The sequence below is a fragment of the Streptomyces sp. MspMP-M5 genome, assembly GCF_000373585.1.
Lineage (GTDB): Bacteria > Actinomycetota > Actinomycetes > Streptomycetales > Streptomycetaceae > Streptomyces.
In genome coordinates, this window is record NZ_KB891885.1 from 35,518 (window position 1) to 59,744 (window position 24,227).

22 protein-coding genes and 1 pseudogene are annotated in these 24,227 nt (G+C 73.0%); 11 read left to right on the top strand and 12 right to left on the bottom strand.

What is annotated here, in order from left to right; genetic code table 11:
- Positions 1 to 7 precede the first annotated feature (7 nt).
- Positions 8 to 304, top strand: a complete 297-nt coding sequence (locus B073_RS0113150) for a hypothetical protein (RefSeq protein WP_018538560.1) — start codon at positions 8 to 10, stop codon at positions 302 to 304.
- Here B073_RS0113150 and B073_RS0113155 read toward each other — a convergent pair.
- Both B073_RS0113155 and B073_RS0113160 read right to left on the bottom strand, forming a co-directional pair.
- Positions 301 to 969: a response regulator transcription factor gene (locus B073_RS0113155; RefSeq protein WP_018538561.1), complete on the bottom strand. Its 669-nt coding sequence runs from the start codon at positions 967 to 969 to the stop codon at positions 301 to 303. The two genes, B073_RS0113150 and B073_RS0113155, sit on opposite strands and share 4 nt — an antisense overlap.
- 340 nt (positions 970 to 1,309) lie before the next feature.
- Positions 1,310 to 3,112 carry an ABC-F family ATP-binding cassette domain-containing protein gene (locus tag B073_RS0113160; protein WP_018538562.1) on the bottom strand — a complete coding sequence of 601 codons (1,803 nt, stop codon included), beginning with the start codon at positions 3,110 to 3,112 and terminating at the stop codon, positions 1,310 to 1,312.
- A 190-nt stretch (positions 3,113 to 3,302) separates the two neighbouring features.
- On the opposite strand from B073_RS0113160, the pseudogene B073_RS39935 reads away from it, so the two are divergent.
- Positions 3,303 to 3,701: pseudogene (locus tag B073_RS39935) on the top strand (Uma2 family endonuclease); the annotation flags it as partial.
- An 8-nt stretch (positions 3,702 to 3,709) separates the two neighbouring features.
- Here the strand turns inward: B073_RS39935 and B073_RS0113170 are convergent.
- Both B073_RS0113170 and B073_RS0113175 read right to left on the bottom strand, forming a co-directional pair.
- Positions 3,710 to 3,994, bottom strand: coding sequence for a DUF397 domain-containing protein (locus B073_RS0113170; RefSeq protein WP_078508005.1), 285 nt, complete (start codon positions 3,992 to 3,994; stop codon positions 3,710 to 3,712).
- Positions 3,966 to 4,826 carry a helix-turn-helix domain-containing protein gene (locus tag B073_RS0113175; protein ID WP_018538565.1) on the bottom strand — a complete coding sequence of 287 codons (861 nt, stop codon included), beginning with the start codon at positions 4,824 to 4,826 and terminating at the stop codon, positions 3,966 to 3,968. Before B073_RS0113175 ends, B073_RS0113170 begins: the two co-directional genes overlap by 29 nt.
- 427 nt (positions 4,827 to 5,253) lie before the next feature.
- On the opposite strand from B073_RS0113175, the gene B073_RS39940 reads away from it, so the two are divergent.
- The 3 genes from B073_RS39940 to B073_RS0113190 are packed head-to-tail and all read left to right on the top strand — an operon-like array spanning position 5,254 to position 6,845.
- Positions 5,254 to 6,141 (top strand): DNA-binding protein, encoded by an 888-nt coding sequence (locus tag B073_RS39940; protein WP_037811611.1) that lies wholly within the window; start codon positions 5,254 to 5,256, stop codon positions 6,139 to 6,141.
- Positions 6,142 to 6,174: 33 nt separating this feature from the next.
- The gene (locus B073_RS0113185) at positions 6,175 to 6,426 is read left to right on the top strand and encodes a type II toxin-antitoxin system VapB family antitoxin (RefSeq protein ID WP_018538567.1); all 252 of its coding nucleotides are present in this window, start codon (positions 6,175 to 6,177) and stop codon (positions 6,424 to 6,426) included.
- A 2-nt stretch (positions 6,427 to 6,428) separates the two neighbouring features.
- On the top strand, positions 6,429 to 6,845 hold the full coding sequence (locus B073_RS0113190; protein ID WP_026247335.1) for a PIN domain-containing protein: 417 nt from the start codon (positions 6,429 to 6,431) through the stop codon (positions 6,843 to 6,845).
- A 25-nt stretch (positions 6,846 to 6,870) separates the two neighbouring features.
- On the opposite strand, the gene B073_RS0113195 is transcribed toward B073_RS0113190, so the two are convergent.
- The 6 genes from B073_RS0113195 to rsmI form a co-directional block, all read right to left on the bottom strand.
- Entirely contained in the window at positions 6,871 to 7,806 is a 936-nt protein-coding gene (locus B073_RS0113195) for a 4-(cytidine 5'-diphospho)-2-C-methyl-D-erythritol kinase (protein WP_018538569.1), read from the bottom strand.
- Entirely contained in the window at positions 7,803 to 8,702 is a 900-nt protein-coding gene (gene rsmA / locus B073_RS0113200; protein WP_018538570.1) for a 16S rRNA (adenine(1518)-N(6)/adenine(1519)-N(6))-dimethyltransferase RsmA, read from the bottom strand. Before rsmA ends, B073_RS0113195 begins: the two co-directional genes overlap by 4 nt.
- Positions 8,699 to 9,859, bottom strand: coding sequence for a resuscitation-promoting factor (locus B073_RS0113205; RefSeq protein ID WP_018538571.1), 1,161 nt, complete (start codon positions 9,857 to 9,859; stop codon positions 8,699 to 8,701). Before B073_RS0113205 ends, rsmA begins: the two co-directional genes overlap by 4 nt.
- Before the next feature lie 120 nt (positions 9,860 to 9,979).
- Complete coding sequence (locus B073_RS0113210) at positions 9,980 to 10,855, bottom strand: TatD family hydrolase (RefSeq protein ID WP_018538572.1); 876 nt, start codon at positions 10,853 to 10,855, stop codon at positions 9,980 to 9,982.
- A gap of 33 nt (positions 10,856 to 10,888) precedes the next feature.
- The gene (locus B073_RS0113215; protein ID WP_018538573.1) at positions 10,889 to 11,329 is read right to left on the bottom strand and encodes a hypothetical protein; all 441 of its coding nucleotides are present in this window, start codon (positions 11,327 to 11,329) and stop codon (positions 10,889 to 10,891) included.
- Between the two features lie 258 nt (positions 11,330 to 11,587).
- Positions 11,588 to 12,466 (bottom strand): 16S rRNA (cytidine(1402)-2'-O)-methyltransferase, encoded by an 879-nt coding sequence (gene rsmI / locus B073_RS0113220; protein ID WP_018538574.1) that lies wholly within the window; start codon positions 12,464 to 12,466, stop codon positions 11,588 to 11,590.
- A gap of 106 nt (positions 12,467 to 12,572) precedes the next feature.
- Between rsmI and B073_RS0113225 the strand changes: the two genes are divergently transcribed.
- The 5 genes from B073_RS0113225 to B073_RS0113245 all read left to right on the top strand — a co-directional run bounded on the left by B073_RS0113225 (position 12,573) and on the right by B073_RS0113245 (position 18,668).
- Positions 12,573 to 14,312 carry a dolichyl-phosphate-mannose--protein mannosyltransferase gene (locus B073_RS0113225; RefSeq protein ID WP_018538575.1) on the top strand — a complete coding sequence of 580 codons (1,740 nt, stop codon included), beginning with the start codon at positions 12,573 to 12,575 and terminating at the stop codon, positions 14,310 to 14,312.
- A gap of 174 nt (positions 14,313 to 14,486) precedes the next feature.
- On the top strand, positions 14,487 to 16,142 hold the full coding sequence (locus B073_RS0113230) for a penicillin-binding transpeptidase domain-containing protein (RefSeq protein ID WP_018538576.1): 1,656 nt from the start codon (positions 14,487 to 14,489) through the stop codon (positions 16,140 to 16,142).
- Between the two features lie 96 nt (positions 16,143 to 16,238).
- A complete protein-coding gene (locus B073_RS0113235; protein WP_037811653.1) occupies positions 16,239 to 16,754 on the top strand; it encodes a YbaK/EbsC family protein in 516 nt (171 codons plus the stop codon).
- Positions 16,751 to 17,599 carry an EamA family transporter gene (locus B073_RS0113240; RefSeq protein ID WP_018538578.1) on the top strand — a complete coding sequence of 283 codons (849 nt, stop codon included), beginning with the start codon at positions 16,751 to 16,753 and terminating at the stop codon, positions 17,597 to 17,599. Before B073_RS0113235 ends, B073_RS0113240 begins: the two co-directional genes overlap by 4 nt.
- A gap of 286 nt (positions 17,600 to 17,885) precedes the next feature.
- The gene (locus B073_RS0113245; protein ID WP_018538579.1) at positions 17,886 to 18,668 is read left to right on the top strand and encodes an SDR family NAD(P)-dependent oxidoreductase; all 783 of its coding nucleotides are present in this window, start codon (positions 17,886 to 17,888) and stop codon (positions 18,666 to 18,668) included.
- A 248-nt stretch (positions 18,669 to 18,916) separates the two neighbouring features.
- Here the strand turns inward: B073_RS0113245 and B073_RS0113250 are convergent, their stop codons facing one another.
- Positions 18,917 to 20,104 (bottom strand): serine hydrolase domain-containing protein, encoded by a 1,188-nt coding sequence (locus B073_RS0113250; protein ID WP_018538580.1) that lies wholly within the window; start codon positions 20,102 to 20,104, stop codon positions 18,917 to 18,919.
- Positions 20,105 to 20,376: 272 nt separating this feature from the next.
- Here B073_RS0113250 and B073_RS0113255 point away from each other — a divergent pair, with 272 nt between their 5' ends.
- A complete protein-coding gene (locus B073_RS0113255) occupies positions 20,377 to 23,730 on the top strand; it encodes a S41 family peptidase (RefSeq protein WP_018538581.1) in 3,354 nt (1,117 codons plus the stop codon).
- 172 nt (positions 23,731 to 23,902) lie between these two features.
- Here B073_RS0113255 and B073_RS0113260 read toward each other — a convergent pair whose 3' ends face one another.
- Complete coding sequence (locus B073_RS0113260) at positions 23,903 to 24,097, bottom strand: hypothetical protein (RefSeq protein ID WP_018538582.1); 195 nt, start codon at positions 24,095 to 24,097, stop codon at positions 23,903 to 23,905.
- Positions 24,098 to 24,227: the final 130 nt, after the last annotated feature.

Here is a 24,227-nt window from a genome sequence, read left to right on the forward strand (position 1 = left end):
CCCCGCCATGTCCGAACTGCACGAAGAAGTCAGCGAGTTGGAGCGCTCCTCGGCCACCGCCGCCCGGCTCTTCGACATCCGGCGCGTCATCGGCGGACTGTTCGCCGTCTACGGCGTGATCGTCACCGTCGCCGGTCTCACCGCCTCCGACGCGGACCTGCGCAAGGCCCAGGGCATCAACATCAACCTGTGGACGGGCCTGGGCATGCTCGCGCTCGGCCTGTTCTTCCTGGTCTGGCTGAAGCTGCGGCCCACCGTCCCGCCGACGGCGCCGGACGCCCATGCCCCATCGGACACGCCCTAAGACCGCTGGACGCGCTCCAGCAGGCCGGTGCGGGCGGCCAGCGCGGCCGCCTCCAGCCGGGAGCCCACCTCCAGCTTCATCAGCACCCGCTGGACGTGGGTGCGGGCGGTGCTCGGGGCGATGTCCATGCCCGCCGCGATCGCCCGGGTGTCCTCGCCCTCGGCGACCCGGATCAGCACCTCCACTTCACGCGGGGTGAGCAGTTGCAGCAGCCGCGCCCCCTCGTCGTCGGGCTGGGCGGCGGGGTGCAGCAGCTCCCCGAACGCCTGCTGGAGCAGTTGCGGGGCGACCGCCGCCTCACCCGCCCGCGCCTTCAGCATCGCCCGTTCGACGCCCTCGATGCGCTCGTCGTTGCGGACGTAGCCGGAGGCCCCGGCGGCGAAGGCGGCGGCGATCCCGCGCGGGCTGGGCACCGGCCCGAGCACCACCACCGCGATCTGCGGCCGCTCCTTCTTGATCCGGGCGACCGGGTCGAACGCCCCCGGCTCGGCCGGGCCCGAGGTGCCCAGCAGGCACACCTCCGGCGCCCGGCTCACCACCAGCTCCGCCGCCCCGGCGCTGGGCGCGGCGGCCGCCAGCACACGGTGCCCGCGCAGCTTCAGGGCCGAGGCCAGCGCCTCGGCGAGCAGACGATGATCGTCGACGACCATGAGCCGCACGCCCATCGAGCGAACCCCCTCCACTCCCCTACCCCGCTAGATGAGTGAGTCCGGAGTCCCGTCGTCCGCCCGAAGGGCGGGCCTCGCGGCGTCTGGTGCGGTGCATCGCAAGGCGCCGGAGCGTCTTGATAGCGGAGCTATCGGGACGTTTCGGCAACGCCGCGAGGTGCCGTGCCAGACGCCGCGAGGCAGGCGGGACTCCGGACTCACTCATCTAGGTGTCCCCGGGAAGCTACACGCTCGGCTGCCGATGCGCGCCCCCTAGGCAGGAGAAGACCACCGGAACGCGGGAATCCAGGCCATTCGGGGCCGATTGCCGCCCCCGCTCCGACCGACCCGACGGGCTCTACGCGTCCTCGGCCAGCTCCAGCCACCGCAGCTCCAACTCCTCGCGCTGGGCGCCCAGTTCGCGCAGCTCGGCATCGAGGCCGGCGATCTTCTCGAAGTCGGTGGCGTGCTCGGCCATCTGCGCGTGCAGCGCCGACTCCTTGTCGCCGATCTTGTCCAGCTGGCGCTCGATCCGCTGGAGTTCCTTCTGTGCGGCGCGGTTCACCGCGGCCGGCTTCTTCGGGGCGGCGGCAGCCGGCTGGGCGGGCGCCGGCGTCGCCGCCTCGATCACCTTCTGCCGCCGCTCCAGGTACTCGTCCAGGCCACGCGGCAGCATCCGCAGCGCGGCGTCGCCGAGCAGCGCGAAGACCCGGTCCGTCGTCCGCTCGACGAAGTACCGGTCGTGGCTGATGACGATCATCGACCCCGGCCAGCCGTCGAGCAGATCCTCCAGCTGCGTCAGCGTCTCGATGTCGAGATCGTTCGTCGGCTCGTCCAGGAACAGCACATTCGGCTCGTCCATCAGCAGCCGCAGGATCTGCAGCCGCCGCCGCTCACCGCCGGAGAGGTCCCCCACCGGCGTCCACTGCTTCTCCTTCGTGAACCCGAACTTCTCGCACAGCTGCCCGGCCGTCATCTCCCGGCCCTTGCCGAGGTCGACCCGGTCGCGGACCTGCTGGACGGCCTCCAGCACCCGCAGCGCCGGATTGAGCTCGGCGACCTCCTGCGAGAGGTAGGCCAGCTTGACGGTCTTGCCGACCACGACCTTCCCGGCCGCCGGCTGCTGCTCGCCACCGCTACGGGCGGCCGCCTCCAGCGTCCGCAGCAGCGAGGTCTTGCCGGCCCCATTGACGCCCACCAGACCGATCCGGTCCCCCGGCCCCAACTGCCACGTCAGATGCTTCAGCAACACCTTCGGCCCGGCCTGGACGGTCACGCCCTCCAGCTCGAAGACCGTCTTGCCCAGCCGCGAGCTGGCGAACTTCATCAGCTCTGCGGTGTCCCGCGGCGGCGGCACATCCGCGATCAGCTCGTTGGCCGCCTCGATCCGGAACCGCGGCTTGCTGGTGCGCGCCGGCGCCCCGCGCCGCAGCCACGCCAGCTCCTTGCGCATCAGGTTCTGCCGCTTGGCCTCCTCGGAGGCGGCGATCCGCTCCCGCTCGGCCCGCGCGAAGACGTAGTCGCTGTACCCGCCCTCGTACTCGTGGACGGTGCCGCGCTGCACGTCCCACATCCGCGTCGCGACCTGGTCCAGGAACCACCGGTCGTGGGTGACGACGACGAGCGCGGACCGCCGCGCCGCCAGATGCCGCGCCAGCCAGGAGATCCCCTCCACATCGAGGTGGTTGGTCGGCTCATCGAGAACGATCAGATCCTGCTCGGCGATCAGCAGCTTGGCCAGCGCGATCCGCCGCCGCTCACCACCGGACAGCGGCCCGATGACGGTGTCCAGCCCCTGCGTGAACCCCGGCAGGTGCAGATCCCCGAACAACCCGGTCAGCACATCGCGGATCTTGGCGTTCCCCGCCCACTCGTGGTCGGCGAGATCACCGATCACCTCGTGCCGGATGGTCGCCGCCGGGTCCAGCGAATCGTGCTGGGTCAGCACGCCCAGCCGCAGGTCACCGGCGTGCGTGACCCGGCCGGTGTCGGCGGACTCCAGCTTGGCCAGAATCCGGATCAGCGTGGTCTTGCCGTCGCCGTTACGACCCACGACGCCGATCCGGTCCCCCTCATTGACCCCGAGGGAGACACCGTCGAGCAGCGCACGCGTCCCGTACACCTTGTCGACGGCTTCCAGATTGACGAGGTTGGCGGCCATCTCACTCCTGCTCTGTGCATCCCCGGGTCGGGGCTCGGTCGACCTCCAAGCGTAGTCGGCGCGGGGCGGGGGGCTTCGGGCGAGGAGGGGGGCGGCTACCTGGGCGGCCACGCGCTGAGACGGTCACCCGTTGTGATGACCCGCGGGGATACGGCCGCCCTGCGGACGAGCAGGCCGAAGAATCCCACCCATGGAACGACACTGGCCGAGGCCCCCAGTGGACGGGTACACGGTGGACGACCTGTTCACCCTGCCGGATCTCCCACGGCACACAGAACTGATCGACGGGAGCCTGGTCTTCGCGAGCCCGCAGACCAACTTCCATTGCACGGCCGTAGACCTGCTGATGAGTGGCCTGCGCACGAGTCGACCGGCCGAGTTCAAGATCAGCCGCGACATGACCGTCATCCTGGACCGGCGCAACGGCTCCGAGCCCGACGTGAGCGTGATCCGGGCAGCAGCGGTCACCGGACGGGACCAGATGAGTTTCCAGGGCAGGGACGTACTCCTCGCCATCGAGGTCGTCACCCGGGCATCAGCGTCACGCGATCGCACAACCAAGCCGTGGAAGTACGCCGCCGCCGGGATCGACGAACTCTAGGCGTCGCCCTTGAGGGCCGACACGAACGACGACCACCCAGCGGCGGAGAAGATCAGCGCAGGCCCCTGCGGATCCTTGCTGTCCCGGACGGGGACGATGCCGGGGAGGCCGTCGGCGACCTCGATGCATTCGCCGCCGGTGCCGTTGCTGTAGCTGCTCTTGCGCCAAGTCGCTGCCCCAGGGAAGCCCTCGCCCACCTCGACACAGTCCCCACCGGTGCCGTTGCTGTAGCTGCTCTTACGCCACGAAGCGTTACTCAAGTCGAGCGCTCTGCTTGCCATTTCGGTAGTCCCCTGCCGCTGTCTCGATCACGGACAGAGACGCCGCGGGCGACAGTGCGGCGGCCCTGAGCAGATCGTACGACTCGCGGTACTGCTTCACGAGCGGCGGATAGTCGATGAGTTGGCCGCTGTGCAGGCTCTCCACGTACAGCACGGGTGGCGCATCCTCGAAGGTCATGAACTTGGCCATCCCCATCGCGAACGGCCCCAGACCATCATCTTCCGGAAGGAACTGCAGAACCGAGTGGGTGGACCTGACCACCTTCGCAATGTGGTCCAGCAGTTCAGCCATCGGCTCGTTCGGGAGAGCTGGCCGACGAACCAGCGAATCGCTCAGGATCACCCAGAACTTCGGGGGCGTTTCCGCGTCGAAGATCGCCGCCCGGGACATCCTGGCCGTCACCTTTTCCTCAACCTCTTCGGCCGAGGCACGGGGCATAGCCGCCCGCACAACCGCCCGTGTGTAGTCCGGCGTCTGAAGCAGTCCCGGTACGAGCAACGGCGCCCACTCCTCGATGGTCTCCGCGCGCTGCTCCATCTCCAGCGCGTCCGCGAAGTACTCCGCGTGACCGGCCCGGCGGGCCTTCGCCACCGCTTCACAGCGGCGCTCGAAGAATCCGTTCGTGTTGAGCTTCTCGTCCACGTGGAGGGCCAGGTCCAACGGCATGCTGCGCTCACCGCGCTCGATCTGGCTGAGGAGCGAGATGCCGCGATACGTGCCCTCCGCCAACTGTTCCAACGTGAGACCGGCCTGTTCCCGTAGGAAGCGCAGCTCGGCGCCGTAGAAGCACGGGACACTGGCTGAGGGGTCGGCGTCCTTACGAGGGGGCATAACTCACCACCGCTGCTTGCTGGTTGCCCGGTACAACCCGATTCCCCGGCACGCTACGCGCGCCCGGTGCCATCGCGTGGGCAATCCGCCGCAATGCGCACATGTGGGTGGCTCACTCGGGCGCCACCGGATCGTACGTTCCCACGACCCGGTGGGCCACGTCGCGGCCCGGCGCGACGTAAAGACTCAAAGACCGGGGAAAGCACCTCCCCCAACCCCTCCGACCTCCCCGGCACCTCCGCCACCCACACGGGTGACTTGAGGCAACTCAACTGGATTTGGGGAGGGTTGAGCGGCATATGCTCGCCGCGACAAGTGCACCACCGCACACATGCTTCGGCCCCCGGCCGGGACGGCAATCCCGAACGAGGGCCTGACCAACAAGCAAAGCCGCTTCTCCCAATGGCTTAGAAAGCAGCTTTCCCCGATGGCTTCCAAGAACCCTAGCGCGCCCTCGCGCCCCGCGTCCCGCGTTCCCGTGCCGACTCCCTCGTCCGGCGTCATTCACGCCAACTCCCGTCACACCAGCCACTTCACGGTAGTCGGAAATCACCTCGCCCAGCACCGTGGACTGACGCTCGTCGCGATCGGGCTCGCCCTGCACATCCAGTCGCTGCCCGCCGGGGCCCGCATCGGCATCAAGTGCCTGGCCGCCCGCTTCCCCGAGAGCGAGGCACGGATCGCTTCCGCGCTGCGGGAGTTGGAAGCGGCAGGGTACCTGAAGCGCACGCGGGAGCGACTGCCGAGCGGGCGGGTCGTGACGCGCACGGTCTCGTACAACCAGCCGGGCGCGACCCCGTGCCCCGTGGCCCGACCCGCCCAACGGGCCCCGAGGCCGAAACAGGATCGGGAACCGGAACGAGAACACGAGGCGAAGCCGACGCCGAAAGCCACACCGAAACCGGCACCGAAACCGGCACGTGCGCCGCTTCCCGCGCCAAGCCGCCCCGGCCCAGACGGGACCCGTCTGGCCCACCGCATCCTCGTGGAGCTGCGGCGCGACGATCCGCAGCTGCTGCTCTCCGAACGGGACGTGGCGCGCCTCGCCCCGGCCGTGGCCACCTGGCTCGAACGCGAGGCGCCGCCCGACGCCGTACGCCGCACCCTCACCGCCGATCTGCCGCCCGACCTCCGCAGTCCAGCCGCCTTCCTCGCCCACCGCCTCATGGCGTCGCTGCCGCCGCCCCTCCCAGCCAGCGCACCGGCGCCCCCGCGCCCGGACCCCCTCCAGACCTGCGACGGCTGCGAGCGCGCCTTCCGCGCACCGGAGCCGGGGGTATGCCGCGACTGCCGTCATGTATGCACTATCGGGTAACTTTGTATGAGGCATACGAGACGGAGGTACGCGATGTCCGCCACTCAGATCGACATCGACGACGACGCTCTGGCGGAAGCCATGAGACTGTCCGGCGCCAGGACCAAGAAGGAGATGGTCAACATCGCGCTGCGTGAGTACGCCGAGCGGCGCCGCCGCACGGAACAGCGGCTGCGACACCTGGAGAATGCGCAGAGCTGGGACGAGGAAGGGTTCCAGCAGCGTCACGCGGCAGAGAAGGCCGCGCGGCACGCGCCAGGAATGCAGCAGCCGGGAGCCGCGTGACCGTGATTCGCTATCTCGCCGATTCCACGGCCGTCTGGCGGCTTCAGCGCGACCGCAAGCTGAACGACGCGTGGGGACACGAGCTGGACGACGGGGTGATCGGCTCGTGCGCAGCGCAGCGGGTGGAGTTCCGGCAATCAGCCCGCAGCCTTGACGAGTACGACCAGATGACCGAGATGTTCTGCGACCTGTACCCGGACGTCCCCGTACCGAAGACCGCCTGGCGCTGGGTCGAGACCGCTCAGTACCGGTTGGCCCAGCGAGGACAGCACCAGAGCCTGTCAGCAGTCGACTGGCTCGTGTGCGCGACGGCCGTTCACCACGGACTCGTCATCCTCCACGACGACAACGACTTCCGGACCGCCGGACGCCTCCTGTCCGATGTGGCGGAACGCAGCGTCCACACGCTTCCCGGATAACGGCAGCCGAACGGCCGTGGCGGAGCTAGCCGTTGCCGACGACCGTCGCGCCCATTGCCGGGCCGGAGGTGACGCGGGCCGTGCGGCAGGTACCCGAGGCGCGGAGCGCTGCCGCGACCCGTTCGGCGTCCTCGGCGTCGGATGCCAGGAACGCGGTGGTCGGGCCGGAGCCGGAGACCAGGGCGGCCAGTGCCCCGGCTTCCGTGCCGGCGGCGAGGGTGGCGGCCAGGGACGGGCGGAGGGAGACCGCGGCGGCCTGGAGGTCGTTGCTCAGCGACGCGGCCAGGGCGGCCGGGTCGCCGGTGCGCAGGGCGTCCAGGAGGGTCGGGGACGGCTCGGGGTCCGGGATGTCGGCGGTGGTGGCGCCGCGGCCGGTGGCGTCCCGCAGGCGGTCGCACTCCTTGTAGACGGCGGGGGTGGACAGGCCGCCGTCGGCGACCGCGAAGACCCAGTGGAAGGTGCCGCCGACGGCGAGCGGCTCCAGCAGTTCGCCGCGGCCGCGGCCCAGCGCGGCGCCGCCGACCAGGCTGAAGGGGACGTCGCTGCCCAACTCGGCGCAGAGGGCGAGGAGTTCGTCCTGGGTGCTGCCGGTTTCCCAGAGGGTGGCGCAGGCCAGCAGGGCGCCGGCGGCGTCCGCGCTGCCGCCGGCCATGCCGCCGGCGACGGGGATGTCCTTGGCGATGTGGAGGTGGACGTCGGGCTCCAGGCCGTGGCGGGCTGCCAGGGCGCGGGCGGCGCGGGCGGCGAGGTTGGTGCCGTCCAGCGGGACCTGGTCGGCGTCCGGGCCGGTGCAGGTGATCTTCAGTGTGTCGGCAGGGGTCGCCGTCACCTCGTCGTACAGGCCGACGGCGAGGAAGACGTTGGCCAGGTCGTGGAAGCCGTCGGGGCGGCGGCCGCCGACCGCGAGCTGGACGTTGACCTTGGCGGGGACGCGGACGGTGACGGAGGTGTCGCGGGTCATCGGGTGGCCTCCTGGTCCGCGGCCGCGGCCTTGTTCTCGGCGATGGCGATGAAGGACTCGACGGTCAGCGACTCGCCGCGGGCCTGGGGGGAGACACCGGCCGCGACCAGGGCCGCTTCGGCCGCGGCGGCCGAGCCCGCCCAGCCGGCGAGGGCGGCCCGCAGGGTCTTGCGGCGCTGGGCGAAGGCCGCGTCGACGACAGCGAAGACCTCCTCCCGGGAGACCTTGCACGGCAGCGGTTCGGCGCGGCGGACGAGGGAGACCAGGCCGGACTCGACGTTCGGCGCGGGCCAGAAGACGTTGCGGCCGATGGCGCCGGCCCGCTTGACCTCGGCGTACCAGTTGGCCTTGACGGAGGGGACGCCGTAGACCTTGTTGCCGGGGCCGGCGGCGAGCCGGTCGGCGACCTCGGCCTGGACCATGACCAGGGTCCGCTCGATGGTCGGGAACCGCTCCAGCATGTGCAGGAGGACGGGGACGGCGACGTTGTACGGGAGGTTGGCGACCAGGGCGGTGGGGGCCGGGCCGGGCAGCTCGGTGACGTGCAGGGCGTCGCGGTGGACGAGCGCGAAGCGGTCGGCGCGTTCGGGGAGGCGGGCGGCGACGGTGGCGGGCAGCGCCGCGGCGAGCACGTCGTCGATCTCGACGGCGGTGACGCGATCGGCGACCTCCAGCAGGGCCAGGGTCAGCGAGCCCAGTCCGGGGCCGACCTCGACGACCACGTCGTCGGGGCGGACCTCGGCGGTCCGGACGATCCGGCGGACGGTGTTGGCGTCGATGACGAAGTTCTGGCCGCGCTGCTTGGTGGGGCGTACGCCCAGCGCTGCGGCCAGTTCCCGGACATCGGCGGGGCCCAGCAGGGGGCCGGTTTCGTCAGTGGTCTTGCGGTCGCTCACCCGTGAAGCTTACGGCCGCAGACGGGCCAGGGGCTCGCACCCCGGGTGAGGTAGAGCTTCTTGGCCCGGTAGGTCTGCTCGTCGGCGGGGGCGTCCTGGGGGCGGCCGGAGCCGCCGAGGCGCTGCCAGGTGCCGACGTCGAACTGGTAGAGCCCGCCGTAGGTGCCGGAGGCGTCGACGGCGTCCGGCCGGCCGCCGGCCTCGCACTGGGCGAGCGCCTCCCAGGCGAGCTGGTCGGCACCGCGGACGGAGGTGGGCAGGGCCCGGGTGCCGACGTGGACGATCTGCGGGCGGGGGCGGCGGACGGTCTCGACGGCGATCTTGCGTGGTTTGCGGCGGACGCCGTTGACGGTCTCCAGGCGGTAGGTGACGCGCCGCACCCCGGGGACACCGGGCCGGACGACGGCCTCGGTGCCCACCGTCAGGTTCGGGTCGGGCCGCTTGACGGTGCGGAACGGGACGGTCTCCTCGCGGACCTCGGTGGTGCCGCTGATCCGCAGCACGGAGACGGTCTGGCCCTCGCGGGGGAAGCTGTCCGGCGGCACCGAGGTGGTGTCGTGGTCGCGCAGCGCCAGGCCGGCCTCGGCGAGGGCCTCGCGGACCGTGGCGGCGTTGGTGCGGATGTGGTACTCGCGGCCGTCGGCGACGAAGACCAGCGCGCGTTCGGTGCGGACCGCCAGCTCCAGGCCGTGCCGGCCGATGGGCTGGGAGCGGGCGGCGGAGAGGTAGGCGCCCTCGGCGCGGACGCCGAGCTGGTGCAGGGCCCCGGCGACGGTGTCGGCGGTGGTCCACACCTGGCGGCGCTGCCCGTCCAGGGTGAGCATGACCGGCCGGCCGTGCCGGACCACGACCTGGTCGCCGCTGGCGAGGCCGGTGCCGGGGGCGGGGGCGACGATGTCGTGGTCGCCGACGGCGAGGTCCTGGTCGGCCAGCAGCTCGTCGACGTCGTCGGCGAAGGTGTGCAGCGTGCGGGGGTCGCCGTCGACGCTGAGCTTGACGGCCTTGTCGTGCGCGACGAAGGCGGTGGTGCCGCCGGCGAGGAAGGCGACGACCAGGGCGCGGGGCAGTAGCCGGCGCAGCTGTGCGGGATTCTCGGGGGCGCGCCGGCGGCGGCCGCGGCCGCGGCCCGCTCGGTGGCCACTGGGTGGAGGACTCACACTGCACCTGCCACGGGTGTCGTCCGGTAACCGGTCAACCGCGGAATGTAGCGGAGGGTGGGCGGCGGACCCAACTCGCCTTCCCGCGGGGCGGGTGCGCCGGACGGGGCCGGGTGACCGTCAGTAGTCGAACGCGCGGGCGGTGTTGGCGGCGACGGCCGAGGCCAGGGCGTCTTCGGTCATGTTCTTGACGTCGGCCATGGCACGCAGGGTGAGCGGGATGAGGTAGGGGGCGTTGGCCCGTCCGCGGTACGGCGCGGGGGTGAGGAAGGGGGCGTCGGTCTCGACGAGGAGGAGTTCGGGCGGGGCGACGGCGAGGGCGTCGCGCAGCGGCTGGGCGTTCTTGAAGGTGACGTTGCCGGCGAAGGACATGAAGTAGCCGGCGGCGGCGCAGATCTCGGCCATCGCGGCGTCGCCGGAGTAGCAGTGGAAGACGACGCGGTCGGGTGCGCCCTCTTCGCGCAGGACGCGCAGCACGTCGTCGTGGGCCTCGCGGTCGTGGATGACCAGGGCCTTGCCGTGCCGTTTGGCGATCTCGATGTGGGCGCGGAAGGACCGTTCCTGGGCGGCGATGCCGTCGGGGCCGGTGCGGAAGTAGTCGAGGCCGGTCTCGCCGATGCCGCGGACCTCGGGGCGGGCGGCCAGCGCGTCGATCTCGTCGAGTGCGGCGTCCAGCGCAGCGTCGCCGCCGGCCTGGCGAGCCCCTTGCCGGGACCATCCGTCGGGGTCCCCGAGGACGATCCGCGGCGCCTCGTTGGGGTGGAGGGCGACGGTGGCGTGCACGGCGTCGTGGGCGGCGGCGGTGTCCGCGGCCCAGCGGGAGCCGTTCAGGTCGCAGCCCACCTGGACGAGGGTGGTGACGCCGACCGAGGCGGCCGCGGCCAGGGCCGCTTCGACGGTGGTGCCCTGCATGTCCAGGTGGGTGTGCGAGTCCGCGACCGGTACCCGGAGCGGTTCGGGCAGCGGGGGCGGGGTGTCCTTGTCCTGCTTGGCCATGGCCGCGATCCTACGAGGACCGCGGCCGGCGCCTCACTTGCGGTGGTGCTGGAAGGGGTGCAGCAGGTCGGAGAGGTGCCAGTGGTGCCGCCGCGGTTCGGCGGTGCTGCCGCCGTCCCCGTGGCGGGAGTTCTTGCGGTGGTGCGGCTGGTGCATGTTCGCGATCGCGTCGGAGACCATCGAGACCTGTCCGGAGCGCATGATGCGGACGACGTTGCCGCCGCAGCTGCGGCACGTGGGATGGGTCAGCGGGGACGGGACGCGCTCGCCGTCCGCGTAGTAGACGGCGTGCGTGACGCCCTTGGCATCGACCTGGTGCTCGATCTCGTACGCCTGCTCCCAGCCGTGGCCGCAGCTCATGCAGCAGAAGGCGTATGCCTCGCGGGCCGCGGGCTCGGACGGTCGGGGGCGGGGCGGAACGGGACTGGCGGGCGCCGCACCTGTGATGCCGGTGGTCTTCGTGATGTCGCTCATGTGCGCTCCTCTTGTCCGCTGGACAAGCTCTCCGGGGACCGGACGTCCCGGTACCCAGGGAACGCCTTTCGCGGCCGGAGCGCAGCCGAGCTGCTACCTGTTGGCCCAGATTTGGCAGGTCGTAGGAAAAACGCACCACAAGGCGGTCGATCGCTTTACCTTCGATGCCCGCCATTTACCTCCCTGTGGGTCGGTTCAGGGCTGTGGCCTGGGCTTTTACGCTCTACCGAGCGCGCCCACGCTCAGCGGGGCGGGCCTTCACCGCGGGCCGGCCGCGCCCTTTCCCGCCTCCCGTTCGGAGTTCTTCGCCGCCACGACCGCGTCGAAGACCTCCCGCTTGGGCAGCCCGGCGTCCGCCGCCACCGCCGCGATCGCCTCCTTGCGGCGCTCCCCGGCCTCCTCGCGAATCCGCACCCGGCGCACCAGCTCATCGGCGTCCAGCTCCGCCGGGCCGCTCTCCGGGGCCCCCTCGACCACGATCGTGATCTCCCCGCGGACGCCCTCGGCGGCCCACGCCGCCAGCTCGCCCAGCCCGCCGCGCCGGACCTCCTCGTAGGTCTTGGTCAGCTCCCGGCAGACCGCGGCGCGGCGGTCCGCGCCGAAGACCTCGGCCATCGCCGCGAGGGTGTCGGCCAGGCGGTGCGGCGCCTCGAAGTAGACCAGGGTGCGGCGCTCGCCCTCGACCTCGCGGAGCCGGGAGAGCCGCTCCCCCGCCTTGCGGGGCAGGAAGCCCTCGAAGCAGAAGCGGTCCACCGGCAGCCCGGAGACCGCCAGCGCGGTGAGCACCGCGCTCGGGCCGGGGACCGCGGTGACCTTGATGCCGCGCTCGACGGCCGCCGCGACCAGCCGGTAGCCGGGGTCGGAGACCGACGGCATCCCGGCGTCGGTGACCAGCAGCACCCGCGCCCCGCCGGCCAGCGCGTCCGCCAACTCCGGTGTCCGGGCCGCCTCGTTGCCCTCGAAGTACGACACGATCCGGCCGGCGGGCGTCACCTCCAGCGCCTGGGTGAGCCGGCGCAGCCGCCGGGTGTCCTCGGCGGCGATCACGTCGGCCGCGGCGAGTTCGGCGGCGAGCCGCGGCGGGGCGTCCGCGACCTCGCCGATGGGCGTCCCTGCAAGTACCAGCGTTCCAGTCACCCTCCCATCCTCCCAGCCCCGCGCCGCGCCCCGGCCGGGCCCGTGCCGGCGACGCGCGGCACCGCCCGGCGGCGCGGACCGCCGCCGCACAGACCGCTTCCCTACGATGGGCCGGGTGACGAGTGACACCACCGCGACGCACGCGGCCGCCCCGCGCACCCCGGAGCCGACCGACCGGCCCCCCGTGTGGCAGCGGCGGCTGCGCCGCTTCGGGTACACCGGGCGGCCCGCGGCCGACGTCCGGACGCGGCTGGTGGCGCCGTTCCCCGAGCCGGACGGGCGGGTGTGGGCGCTGCTCGGCGCCGGCCCGCACCTGGCGCAGCGGCTGGCCCGCTGGTCGGGCTGGCTCGGCCCGCTACTGGTGACGCTGTGCGCGGGCGTGCTGACGTTCTGGAACCTCGGCAGCCCGCGCAAGGTCATATTCGACGAGACCTACTACCCCAAGGACGCCTGGTCGCTGCTCCAGTACGGCTACGAGGGCACCTGGGCGAAGAACGCCAACGACGCGCTGCTGGCCCATCCGCCGCAGATCCTGCTCTCGCCGGAGCACTCGTACGTCGTCCATCCGCCGATGGGCAAGTGGCTGATCGCGCTGGGCGAGTGGGCGTTCGGGATGAACCCCTTCGGCTGGCGGTTCATGACCGCGCTGCTGGGCACCCTGTCGGTGCTGCTGGTCTGCCGGATCGGGCGACGGCTGCTGCGCTCGACGGCGCTGGGCTGCCTGGCCGGCGCGCTGCTGGCGGTGGACGGGCTGCACTTCGTGATGAGCCGCACCGCGCTGCTCGACCTGATCGTGATGTTCTGGGTGCTGGCCGGCTTCGGCTGCCTGCTGGTGGACCGGGACCGCACCCGGGCCCGGCTGGCGGCGGCGCTGCCCACCGGCCCCGAGGGCACGGCCCGGCCGGACGGGCAGGCCGGCGACCGGCTGCGGCTGGGGTGGCGGCCGTGGCGGCTGGCGGCCGGGCTGTGCCTGGGCCTGTCGGCGGCGACGAAGTGGAACGGCCTGTACTTCCTGGCGGCGTTCGCGCTGATGTCGGTGCTGTGGGACATGGGGGCGCGGCGCACGGCCGGCGCCCGGCGCCCGTTCCGGTCGGTGCTGCGGCGCGACGCGCTGCCCGCGTTCGTCTCCACCGTCGTCGTCGCGCTCGCCACGTACCTGGCGTCCTGGACGGGCTGGATCGTCACCAAGGGCGGCTACTACCGCGACTGGGCCACCACCCCCGAGGGCGTGCAGGCCGGCTGGACCTGGCTGCCGGACTGGCTGCGCAGCCTGTGGCACTACCAGACCGAGGTCTACGCCTTCCACACCGGCCTGACCACTCCGCACACCTACCAGTCCAACCCGTGGAGCTGGCTGGTGCTGGGCCGCCCGGTCTCGTACTTCTACGAGGACCCCAAGGCCGGGCACGACGGCTGCACGGCCGCCGAGGGCTGCGCCCGCGAGGTGCTGGCGCTGGGCACCCCGCTGCTGTGGTGGGCGGCCTGCTTCGCGCTGCTGTACGTGCTGTGGCGGTGGCTGTTCCGGCGGGACTGGCGGGCCGGGGCGATCGCGTGTGGCGTCGCGGCGGGCTATCTGCCGTGGTTCCTCTACCAGGAGCGGACCATCTTCCTCTTCTACGCGGTGGTCTTCGTGCCGTTCCTGTGCCTGGCGCTGGCGATGATGATCGGCGCGATCATCGGGCCGCCGCGGGCGGACGAGCGGCGGCGCACCATCGGGGCGGTCGGCGCGGGTGTCCTCGTTCTGCTGATCGTGTGGAATTTCGTCTACTTCTATCCGCTCTACACCGGTCTGCCGATTCCCCGGAGCGCATGGCAGAACCGGATGTGGTTCGACAGCTGGGTCTAGAGCCCGCGCGGCCAGGAGCTGCGGGGATGTGACGAAACTGTCACGGCGCTTCGACGGTGCGTCACCGGACCGTGCCCTGATCGAGACTCAGCGCCTGCCCGTGTCCCTTAGAGTGCGATGGGCGTTCTTGGGTGCGTACTCAAGGACTCGGGCTCCTGGGAGGGGATCGGTGGCATGCGCCGCGAGGTGAAATACGGACTGATCGGCGGTTCGGCGGCCCTGGTGGCCGGGGTCGTCGGCGGCTTCACGCTGTTCGGCGGCTCGGACGGGTCGTCGCCCCAGGCCGTCAGGGCGGCCGACGCCAAACCGGGCGACGGCGGTCCCTCGGTGCCCACCGGCCCGCTGTCGGCCCAGGAAGTCAACACCACCGCACAGACCTTCCTGACCGCCTGGCAGTCCGGCGACATCGAGAAGGCCGCCTCGGTGACCGACGACCCGGGCGCCGCCCGCACCGCGCTCACCTCCTTCGCCCAGCAGGCGAAGTTCACGAAGGTGGCGCTGAAGCCGGGCGCCCCGGCCGGCGACAAGGTGCCGTACACGGCCACCACCGAGGTCGCCTACAAGTCCGTGAAGGCCCCGTTCTCGTACGGCAGCACCGTGACCCTCAAGCGGGACAAGACCACCGGGAAGCCGAAGGTCGCCTGGCAGCCGTCGGCGCTCTACCCGGGCCTGGCCAAGGGCGACGAGCTGCGCACCGGCGAGGCCGAGGCGCCCCCGATCAAGGCCGTGGACCGCAACGGCGTCGAGCTGACCGCCCAGGACCACCCGTCGCTCGCCGGGGTGCTGGACAGCCTGCGCACCAAGTACGGCAACAAGACCGACGGCAAGCCGGGCGCGGAGCTGTACATCCACCGCGCCAAGTCCGCCGACAGCAACCAGCAGCAGCCCGACAAGACCCTGAAGGTGCTCGCCAAGGGCACCCCCGGCACGCTGCACACGACGCTGGACGCCAAGCTGCAGACGGCCGCCGAGAACGCGGTCAAGGGCAAGGCGTCGGCGGCCGCGGCGGCCGTCAAGCCCAGCACCGGCGAGATCCTTGCGCTCGCCAACTCCCCCGCCGGCGGCTTCAACATGGCCGCCCAGGGGTCGCTGGCGCCCGGTTCGACGATGAAGATCGTCACCTCCGCGCTGCTGATGGACAAGGGCCTGACGGCGCCGGACAAGAAGAACCCGTGCCCGAAGTTCGTCACCGTCGGCGGCTGGAAGTTCCAGAACCTCAACAAGTCCGAGATCCCCGACGGCACCTTCGCGCAGAGCTTCGCGGCGTCCTGCAACAACGCCTTCATCGGGCACGCCAAGGACCTCGCCGACGACGACCTGACGAAGGAGGCCCGGAACGTCTTCGGCATCGGGCTGAACTGGGCGACCGGCATCCCCACCTTCGACGGCACCGTCCCCGTCCAGCACGACGCCCAGATGGCGGCCTCGCTGATCGGCCAGGGCGGGGTCCGGATGAACCCGCTGAACGTCGCCTCGATCGCCGCCACCGCCCAGTCCGGCTCGTTCCGCCAGCCGTACATCGTCGCCGCGTCGCTGGACAACCGGACGTTCGCCAAGGCCGCCGGCACCATGAAGCCGGACACCGCCAGCAACCTCAAGGCCCTGATGAAGCTGACCGCGACGTCCGGCACGGGCGCCGAGGCGATGCAGGGGCTCAGCGGGGACATCGGCGCCAAGACCGGTTCCGCCGAGGTCGACAACCAGGACAAGCCCAACGCCTGGTTCGCCGCCTACCGCAACGACCTGGCGGCCGCCGCGGTCGTCCCCGCCAGCGGTCACGGCGGCACCAACGCCGGCCCGCTGGTCCGCGCCATCCTCACCGCCGAGTAACCGCCCCGACGGCCCGCGGGCACCCCGTCGTCACGGGGTGTCCACCGGCCGGAAGTCGTTCGCATGGCCCGTACAGCTTTCGCTAGCGTGCGGGCCATGAGCGATTCCGCGACCGACAACTCCCCTGCCGCCACCGCCTCCCAGCCCCATCCGCGCTTCGCCGAGGCGCTCGCCGGCCTCGGCCTGAGCGTCGAGGTGCGCCGGTTCCCCGAGGCCACCCGGACCGCCGCGGAGGCCGCCGCCGCGATCGGCTGCGACCTCGCCCAGATCGTGAAGTCGCTGATCTTCACTGTCGACGGGGCGCCGGTGCTGGTGCTGATGGACGGCGCCTCCCGGGTCGACATGGAGCGGGTCCGGGCCGAGCTGGGCGCGACCAAGGTCCGCCGGGCCGACGCCGACCTCGTCCGGGAGACCACCGGCTACGCCATCGGCGGCGTCCCGCCCTTCGGCCACCGCACCCGCACCCCCGTCCTCGCCGACCGCGGCATCCTCGCGCACCCCACCGTCTGGGCCGCCGCGGGCACCCCGCACACCGTCTTCCCCCTCGACCCGCGGTCCCTGGTCGCGCACGCCGGGGCCCGGCTCGTGGACGTCCGCGAGCAGACCTCGTGACGCCGCTGGTCGTCGCGGCCGTCCTGCTGGCCGCGGTCACCCACGCCGGCTGGAACGCCCTGGCCCACGGCATACGCGACCAGCTGCTGGCCTTCACCCTCGTCGGCGGGGGCGGCGCGATATGCGGCGCCGCCCTGGCCGGCTTCACCCCGCTGCCCGCGGCCGGCGCCTGGCCGTACCTGCTGGTCTCCGCGGTGCTGCACGTCGTCTACCAGACCCTGCTGATGCAGTCGTTCCGGCTGGGTGACTTCGGGCAGATGTATCCGATCGCCCGCGGCACCGCGCCGCTGGTCGTCACCGTCCTCGCCGCGGTCTTCGTGCACGAGGTCCCGGACGGCTGGGTGCTGGCCGGAGTGGCGCTCGCCTCGGCCGGCCTGGTGGGAATGGCCCTGTGGGGCATCCGGGGCTCCGGCTCGCGTCCGCACTGGCCGGCGATCGCGGCCGCGGTCGCCACCGGCCTGTCCATCGCCTCGTACACCACCGTCGACGGCCTCGGCGTCCGCGCCTCGGGGACCCCCCTCGGCTACATCGCCTGGCTGATGATCCTCGAAGGGCTCGCCATCCCCGCCTACGCGCTGGCCACCCGGCGCGGCCGACTCGCCGCCGAACTACGGCCGCTCGCGCTGCGCGGGCTGGCCGGCGGGGTGCTGTCGGTGTTCGCCTACGGCCTGGTGCTGTGGGCCCAGACCCGCGCCCCACTGGCGCCGATCGCGGCACTGCGCGAATCGTCGATCATCGTCGGGGCCGCGATCGGGGCGCTGTTCTTCAAGGAACGGTTCGGGTTTCCGCGGGTGGCGGCGGCGGGGGTGATGGTGGTGGGGATCGGTCTGATGCTGGCCGGCTGACGCCGGGGGGCTTCCCACGTTGTCGGGTGCCCCGCCGTGGTTTGTTTTCCGCCTTCGGCGGGAGGGGTTTGTGGGGCGGGGGCCCGCGTTCGTCCGTAGTGCCGGGGCCGGGGGCTCCGGGGCGGGTTGTCGGACTGCTTCGCTTTACGTCCGACAACCCGCCCCTCCGCCCCCGGCCCCTCCCGTAGGGGGCGGGCCCCACCCCGGTGGGGGTGAGGGAAGAGACGGTGCCGCCTGATCGGCCGGCGCGCGGGACGCCGATGGCCCGGCGGGGTAGGACCGGTCCATGAGGCGATTCGAGGGGTACCGGGTACTGATCACGGGGGCCGGCCGGGGCATCGGGGAGGCCACGGCCCGGCGGTTGGCCGATGAGGGGGCGCGGGTGCTGGTCACCGACCTCGACGGGGCGCGCGCGGAGCGGGCCGCCGACGCGATCCGGGCGGTCGGCGGCACCGCCGAGGCGCGGGCCTGCGACGTCGGTGACCGGACCGCGGTCGAGGCGGCGGTCGCCCACGCCGTGGAACGCTTCGGCGGCCTGGAGACCCTCGTCAACAACGCCTTCGGCTGCCACCCCGACGCCCCGCTCTTCGAGGACACCCCCGACGACGAATGGGCCGCCGACCTAGACCTCACCCTGACCGGTGCCATGCGCTGCGCCCGGGCCGCCCTGCCGCGGCTGGCCACCGCCGACGGGCGCGGCTCGATCGTCAACATCGGTTCGGTCAACGGCATCCAGGACTTCGGCAACCACGCCTACAGCGCCGCCAAGGCGGGCCTGGCCAGCCTGACCCGCACCCTCTCCGGCCACGCCGCCCCGCGCGGCGTCCGCGTCAACCTCGTCGCCCCGGGCACCGTCCACACCCCCAACTGGGCGGGCCGCGAGGAAAAGCTCCAACGTGCCGCGTCCGCCTACCCGTTGGGCCGGGTCGGCCGCCCCGAGGACATCGCCGCCGCCGTCGCCTACCTCGCCTCCCCCGACGCCTCCTGGGTCACCGGCATCACCCTCCCCGTAGACGGCGGCATCCTCGTGGCCAACACCGCCCTCCGCCAAGCCCTGCACGACGTATGACCGTCCGAGGCTGCCTCCGCCCCACCCGGGTCTTCTCCACCCCCACCGGGGTGGGGCCGACCCACGACGGGAGGGGCCGGGGGCGGAGGGGCGGGTTGTCGGACGTAAAGCGAAGCAGTCCGACAACCCGCCCCGGAGCCCCCGGCACCGCCACCACGGACGACGCGGGCCCCCGCCCCACAAACCCCCTCCGCCGAAGGCGGAAACAACAGACGCCCCACGGCGGGGCACCCGACAACGTGGGAAGCTCAGCCGCCCACGGCGGCGACGGCGCGGACGAGCGCTTGCGCCCTCGGGTCCGCCGTAACGTTCCGCTGCATCCCATTCGTGACGTAGCCGAAGGCGACTCCGCTCTCCGGGTCGGCGAAGGCGAGCGCGCCGCCGCGGCCGGGGTGGCCGAACGAGCCGGGGCCGAGGAGCGGCGAGGCCGGGCCGTGGAGCATGAAGCCCAGGCCGAAGCGGGTGTTGACGAGGAGGGTGCGGTCGGGGCCGGCGGACTCCTCGGTGCGGGCGAGGGTGAGGGTGGCCGGCGCGAAGAGCCGGGGGTGGCCGTCGACCGGCCCGATGAGCGCCGCATAGGCGCGGGCCAGCGCGGCCGCCGTGGCGATGCCCGCCGAGGCGGGGAGTTCGCCGGCGCGGTAGGCGTCGTCGTTCTCGTCGGGGGCCGGGGAGATCGCGGCGAAGGCGCGGCTGGTGAGGGACGACGGGTCGGCGTACGCGTCGGCGACCGACTGCTTGGGGCGGACCCGCAGGCCGGCGGAGGCGGGGCGCGGCGCGGCCTCGACGGGCGCGAGGCGGCCGACGCGGGGGCGGGCCTCGTCGGGGAGGCCGATCCACAGGTCGAGGCCGAGCGGCTGGGATATCTCCTCGGCGACCCAGGCGCCGAGGGTGCGGCCGGTGACCCGCAGCACCAGTTCGCCCAGCAGCCAGCTGTAGGTCTGGGCGTGGTAGCCGTGGTCGGTGCCCGGTGTCCAGGAGGGGGCCTGGGCGGCGACCGCGGCCGGGCCGCTGACGCCGTCGACGGCCTGGGCGGGGGTGAGCGGGGTGTCCAGCACGGGCAGGCCGGCGCGGTGCGCGAGGAGGTGGCGGACCAGGACGCGGTCCTTGCCGGCGGCCTTGAACTCGGGCCAGTACGTGCCGACCGGGGCGTCCAGGTCGAGCTGGCCGCGCTGGTGCAGCAGAAGCGGGACGGTGGCGGCGATGCCCTTGGTGGCGGAGCGGACGATCTGGGCGGTGCCGGGCTCCCAGCGGGCGGCCACGGCGTCGTCGGGTGCGGCGTCGCCGTCCTTGGTGCCGCCCCAGAGGTCCACGACCTTGCGGCCGTCCTTGTACACGGTGACCGCGGCGCCGCGCTCGCCACGCCGGGCGAAGTTGGCTTCGAAGGCGTCCCGGACCGGCTCGTAGCCGTCCTCCACCGTGCCCTGGACGTCCACCACTGACTCGCTTCCCACTCTTCCGTCGCGTTAGATGACCCATCAATGGTGCAACGCCGGGATCCATGCTCATGACCAGGGGGACCGCCAGGGCCACGGGGCGTGGCCTTCCTCACATCCGGCGCCCGACCCCCGCGGCCATGCCCCGCCCCACAGCCCCCTACCGCCGAAGGCGGAAAACAAGCGCCCCCACGGCGGGGCACCCGACAACGTGGGAACCGCCCCGCGCCCGCGGCCGAGTTGCCGCCCGCCCGTGGCGCCGAAACCATGGGGGCGTGAGCGATGCACCCGAGGCGTATCTGCGGTTTCCGCACCTCCACGGCGATCTGCTCTGCTTCGCCGCCGAGGACGACCTGTGGCTGGCGCCGCTCGCGCCGCCCGGCGCGGAGCCGGGCCGGGCCTGGCGGCTGACCGTGGACCGGACCCGGGTCGGCCCGCCGCGCTTCTCCCCCGACGGCACCCGGATCGCGTTCACCAGCTGGCGCAGCCTCGACCCGGAGATCCACCTGGCGCCGGTGGCCGGCGGCCCGGCGCGGCGGCTGACGTACTGGGGCGGCACCGACGCCCGGGTCTGCGGCTGGACGCCGCCGGACCACGAGGGCCGGTCGCAGATCCTGGCGGTGTCCTCGCACGGCCAGCCGTTCTCGTACTACTCCTGGGCGTACTGCCTGGCCACCGACGGCAGCCCCGGCGGGCAGCTGCCGTGGGGGCCGGTCGCCGACATCGCGCTGGCCGACATCGGCGGGGAGCGCCGCACCCTGCTGCTCAGCGGCAAACCGCCGCACGAGCCGGCGTCCTGGAAGCGCTACCGGGGCGGGGCGATGGGCCGGATGTGGCTGCACGGCACCCGGCTGCTGCCGGATCTGCACGGGCACCTGGACTCGGTGATGTTCACCGGCGGGCGGATCGCCTTCCTCTCCGACCACGAGGGCGTCGGCAACGTCTACTCCTGCCTGCCGGACGGCACCGGGCTGCGCCGGCACAGCGACCACGCGGACTTCTACGCCCGGCACGCCTCGACGGACGGTTCCCGGATCGTCTACCAGTGCGCCGGCGACCTGTGGCTGATCGACGACCTGTCCCCGGACGCGGCACCGCGGCGGCTCGCGGTGCGGCTGGGCGGTCCGCGGGCCGGCCGCCGGGTCTACCAGGTCCCGGCCGCCTCGCACGTCACCGGCCTGGCGGTGGACGCCACCGGGCGGGCCAGCGCGGTCGGGGTGCGCGGCAGCCTGTACTGGCTCACCCACCGCGACGGCCCGGCCCGGACGATCCACGACGTCCCGGGCGTGCGGGTCCGGCTGCCGGTGATGCTGGGCGCCACCGGGCGGATCGCGTATGTGACGGACGCCGAGGGCGAGGACGCCGTCGAGATCGCGGATCTGCCGCGGGCCAGCGGGCCGGGCACCCCGCGCCGGGTGGCGGCCGGGGCGCTGGGCCGGGTGCACGAGCTGGTCTCCGCGCCGGACGGTGAGCGGCTGGCGGTGGCCACCCACGACGGGCGGCTGCTGCTGGTGGAGACCGGAGCGCCGGAAGAGGCGGCCGAGGCGGAAGGGGGCGAGGGCGGTGGTCCGGGCGTCGGTCCGGACGGTGGCCCGGCCCCGGTGGTCACCGAGCTGACCCGGTCCGCCAACGGCCCGGTCCGCGATCTGGCCTTCTCCCCCGACTCCCGCTGGCTGACCTGGTCGCACCCGGGCATCGGCCGCTCGCTGCGCAAGATCTGCATGGCCCGGCTGTCCGACGGGCACCTCGTCGACGTCACCAACGGCCGCTTCGAGGACGAGCAACCGGTCTTCACCCGGGACGGCCGCTATCTCGCGTTCCTGTCCTGGCGCGGCTTCGACCCGGTCTACGACGTGCACACCGGCGATCTGTCGTTCCCGCTGGGCTGCCGCCCCTACCTCGTCCCGCTGTCATCGGCGACGCCGTCCCCGTTCGCGCTGTCCCCGGAGGGGCGGCCGGCGGCCGGCGGGCTGGACCCGGACGAGAACCCTCAGCCGAGCGGCGAGGGCCCGGTGCTGGTGGAGGTGGAGGGGCTGGCCAACCGCGTCACGCCGTTCCCGGTCGCGGCGTCCAAGTACTCCTCGCTGCGGCCGGTCGACGGCGGTGGGCTGGTGTGGCTGCGCTGGCCGATCTCCGGCGCGCTGGGCGAGACCTTCGCCAACCCGGCCGACACCTCCGGCCGCCCCACCCTGGAGCACTTCGACCTGACCAAGGCGCGGCGCACCGAACTCACCAGCTCCCTGGACGGGTTCGCGCTCAGCGGCGACGGCACCCGGCTGGTCGTCAACGACGAGGGCGAGCTGCGCGCGGTGCCCGCGGCCGAGCCCGCGGACAGCGACAGCACGGTCTACCTGGACCTGCGGCGCATCCTGCACGACGTCGATCCCGGCGCGGAGTGGCGGCAGGCGTTCGACGAGGCGGGCCGGATCGTCCGGGCGTACTTCTGGGACCCGAAGCTGTGCGGGATCGACTGGGAGGGCGTGCTCGCGCAGTACCGGCCGCTGCTCGAACGGGTCGCCAGCCCCGACGAGTTCGCCGATCTGCTGCGCGAGGTGCTGGGCGAGCTGGGCACCTCGCACGCCTATGTCGCCGGCGCCCGGCGCAACGAGGGGCCGCCGCACTACCAGCGCCCCATCGGCCTGCTCGGCGCCAACTTCGTGCGCCGGGACGGCCGCTGGGTACTCAAGCGCATCCTGCCCGGCGAGTCCTCCGACTCCAAGGCCCGCTCACCGCTGGCCGGTACGGGCGTCCGTGCGGGCAGCGCGCTCACCCACGTCGACGGGCGGCCGGTGGACCCGGTGGCCGGCCCGTACCCGCTGCTGGCCGCGGCCGGCGGCACGACCGTGGAGCTGACCTTCACGCCGCCGGAGGGCGAGGGCAACGGCAACGGCCACGCCCGCCGGGTCGCGGTGGTCCCGCTGATCGACGAGCGGCCGCTGCGCTACCAGGACTGGGTGGCCAAACGCCGGGCCGTGGTGCGGGAGTTGAGCGGCGGCCGGTGCGGCTATCTGCACATCCCGGACATGGGCGGCTCCGGCTGGGCGCAGTTCAACCGGGACCTGCGGCGGGAGGTCGCGATGCCCGCGCTGATCGTGGACGTCCGCGGCAACGCCGGCGGCAACATCTCCGAGCTGGTCATCGAGAAGCTGACCCGGGCCATCATGGGCTGGGACCTGACCCGGGACGCCGAGCCGGTGTCGTACACCAGCAACGCGCCGCGCGGTCCGGTGGTCGCGGTCGCCGACGAGATGACCTCGTCCGACGGCGACATGATCACCGCGGCGTTCAAACTCCAGGGCATCGGGCCGGTGGTGGGCACCCGGACGTGGGGCGGGGTGGTCGGCATGACCGGCCGGCACCGGCTCGCGGACGGCACCGAGATCACCGTCCCGATGAACGCCGCGTGGTTCCGCCTCTACGGCTGGGGCGTGGAGAACCACGGCGTCGAGGTGGACATCGAGGCGCTGCGCTCGCCGCTGCACTGGGCGGAGGGCCGGCATCCGCAGCTCGGTGTCGCGGTGCGCACCGCGCTGGAGCTGCTGGAGCGCCACCCCTCGGCGACCCCGCCGGACCTCTCCGACGTCCCGGACCGGCGACGGCCCCCGCTCCCGCCGCGCACCGCCGACTGACCGGCCGGCCGGACCGGCCCAACCAGCCGGAATCCACGCCCCGTTGAGGCGGCTACCGCCGGCCTGAAGAAGACAGACTGAAGGGGCGCACCCGGATTGCAGATGCGCCCCTCCAGAGACGAACGACCCTCGTTCAGGACGTCAGACGCCCGTCACTGCGGACGTCCAGGCGTCAGCTCTCGGAGCGGTCCGCGACGTCGTCCAGCGACTGCTGGCCGCGCTCGCGGGACTGCTGGCCGCGCTCCTGGGCCTGCCGGCTGCGCTCCTGCCCCTGCTGCCGGCCCCGCTCCTGACCCTGCTGGGCCCGTCGCTTGGCCTCGTCCTTGAGCTGCTGCGCCTTGTCCTTGAACTGGTCTTCGATGCCCATGCTGTTCACTCCTGTGGGGGTTGGGGATCGGGCTCGATAAGCGTGACACGAACCGACATCCGTCGCATTTCGATCACAATCGGGCACGCTCCGTGGCCGGCTCCCGGGGCCCGGACCGGCCCGGAACCCA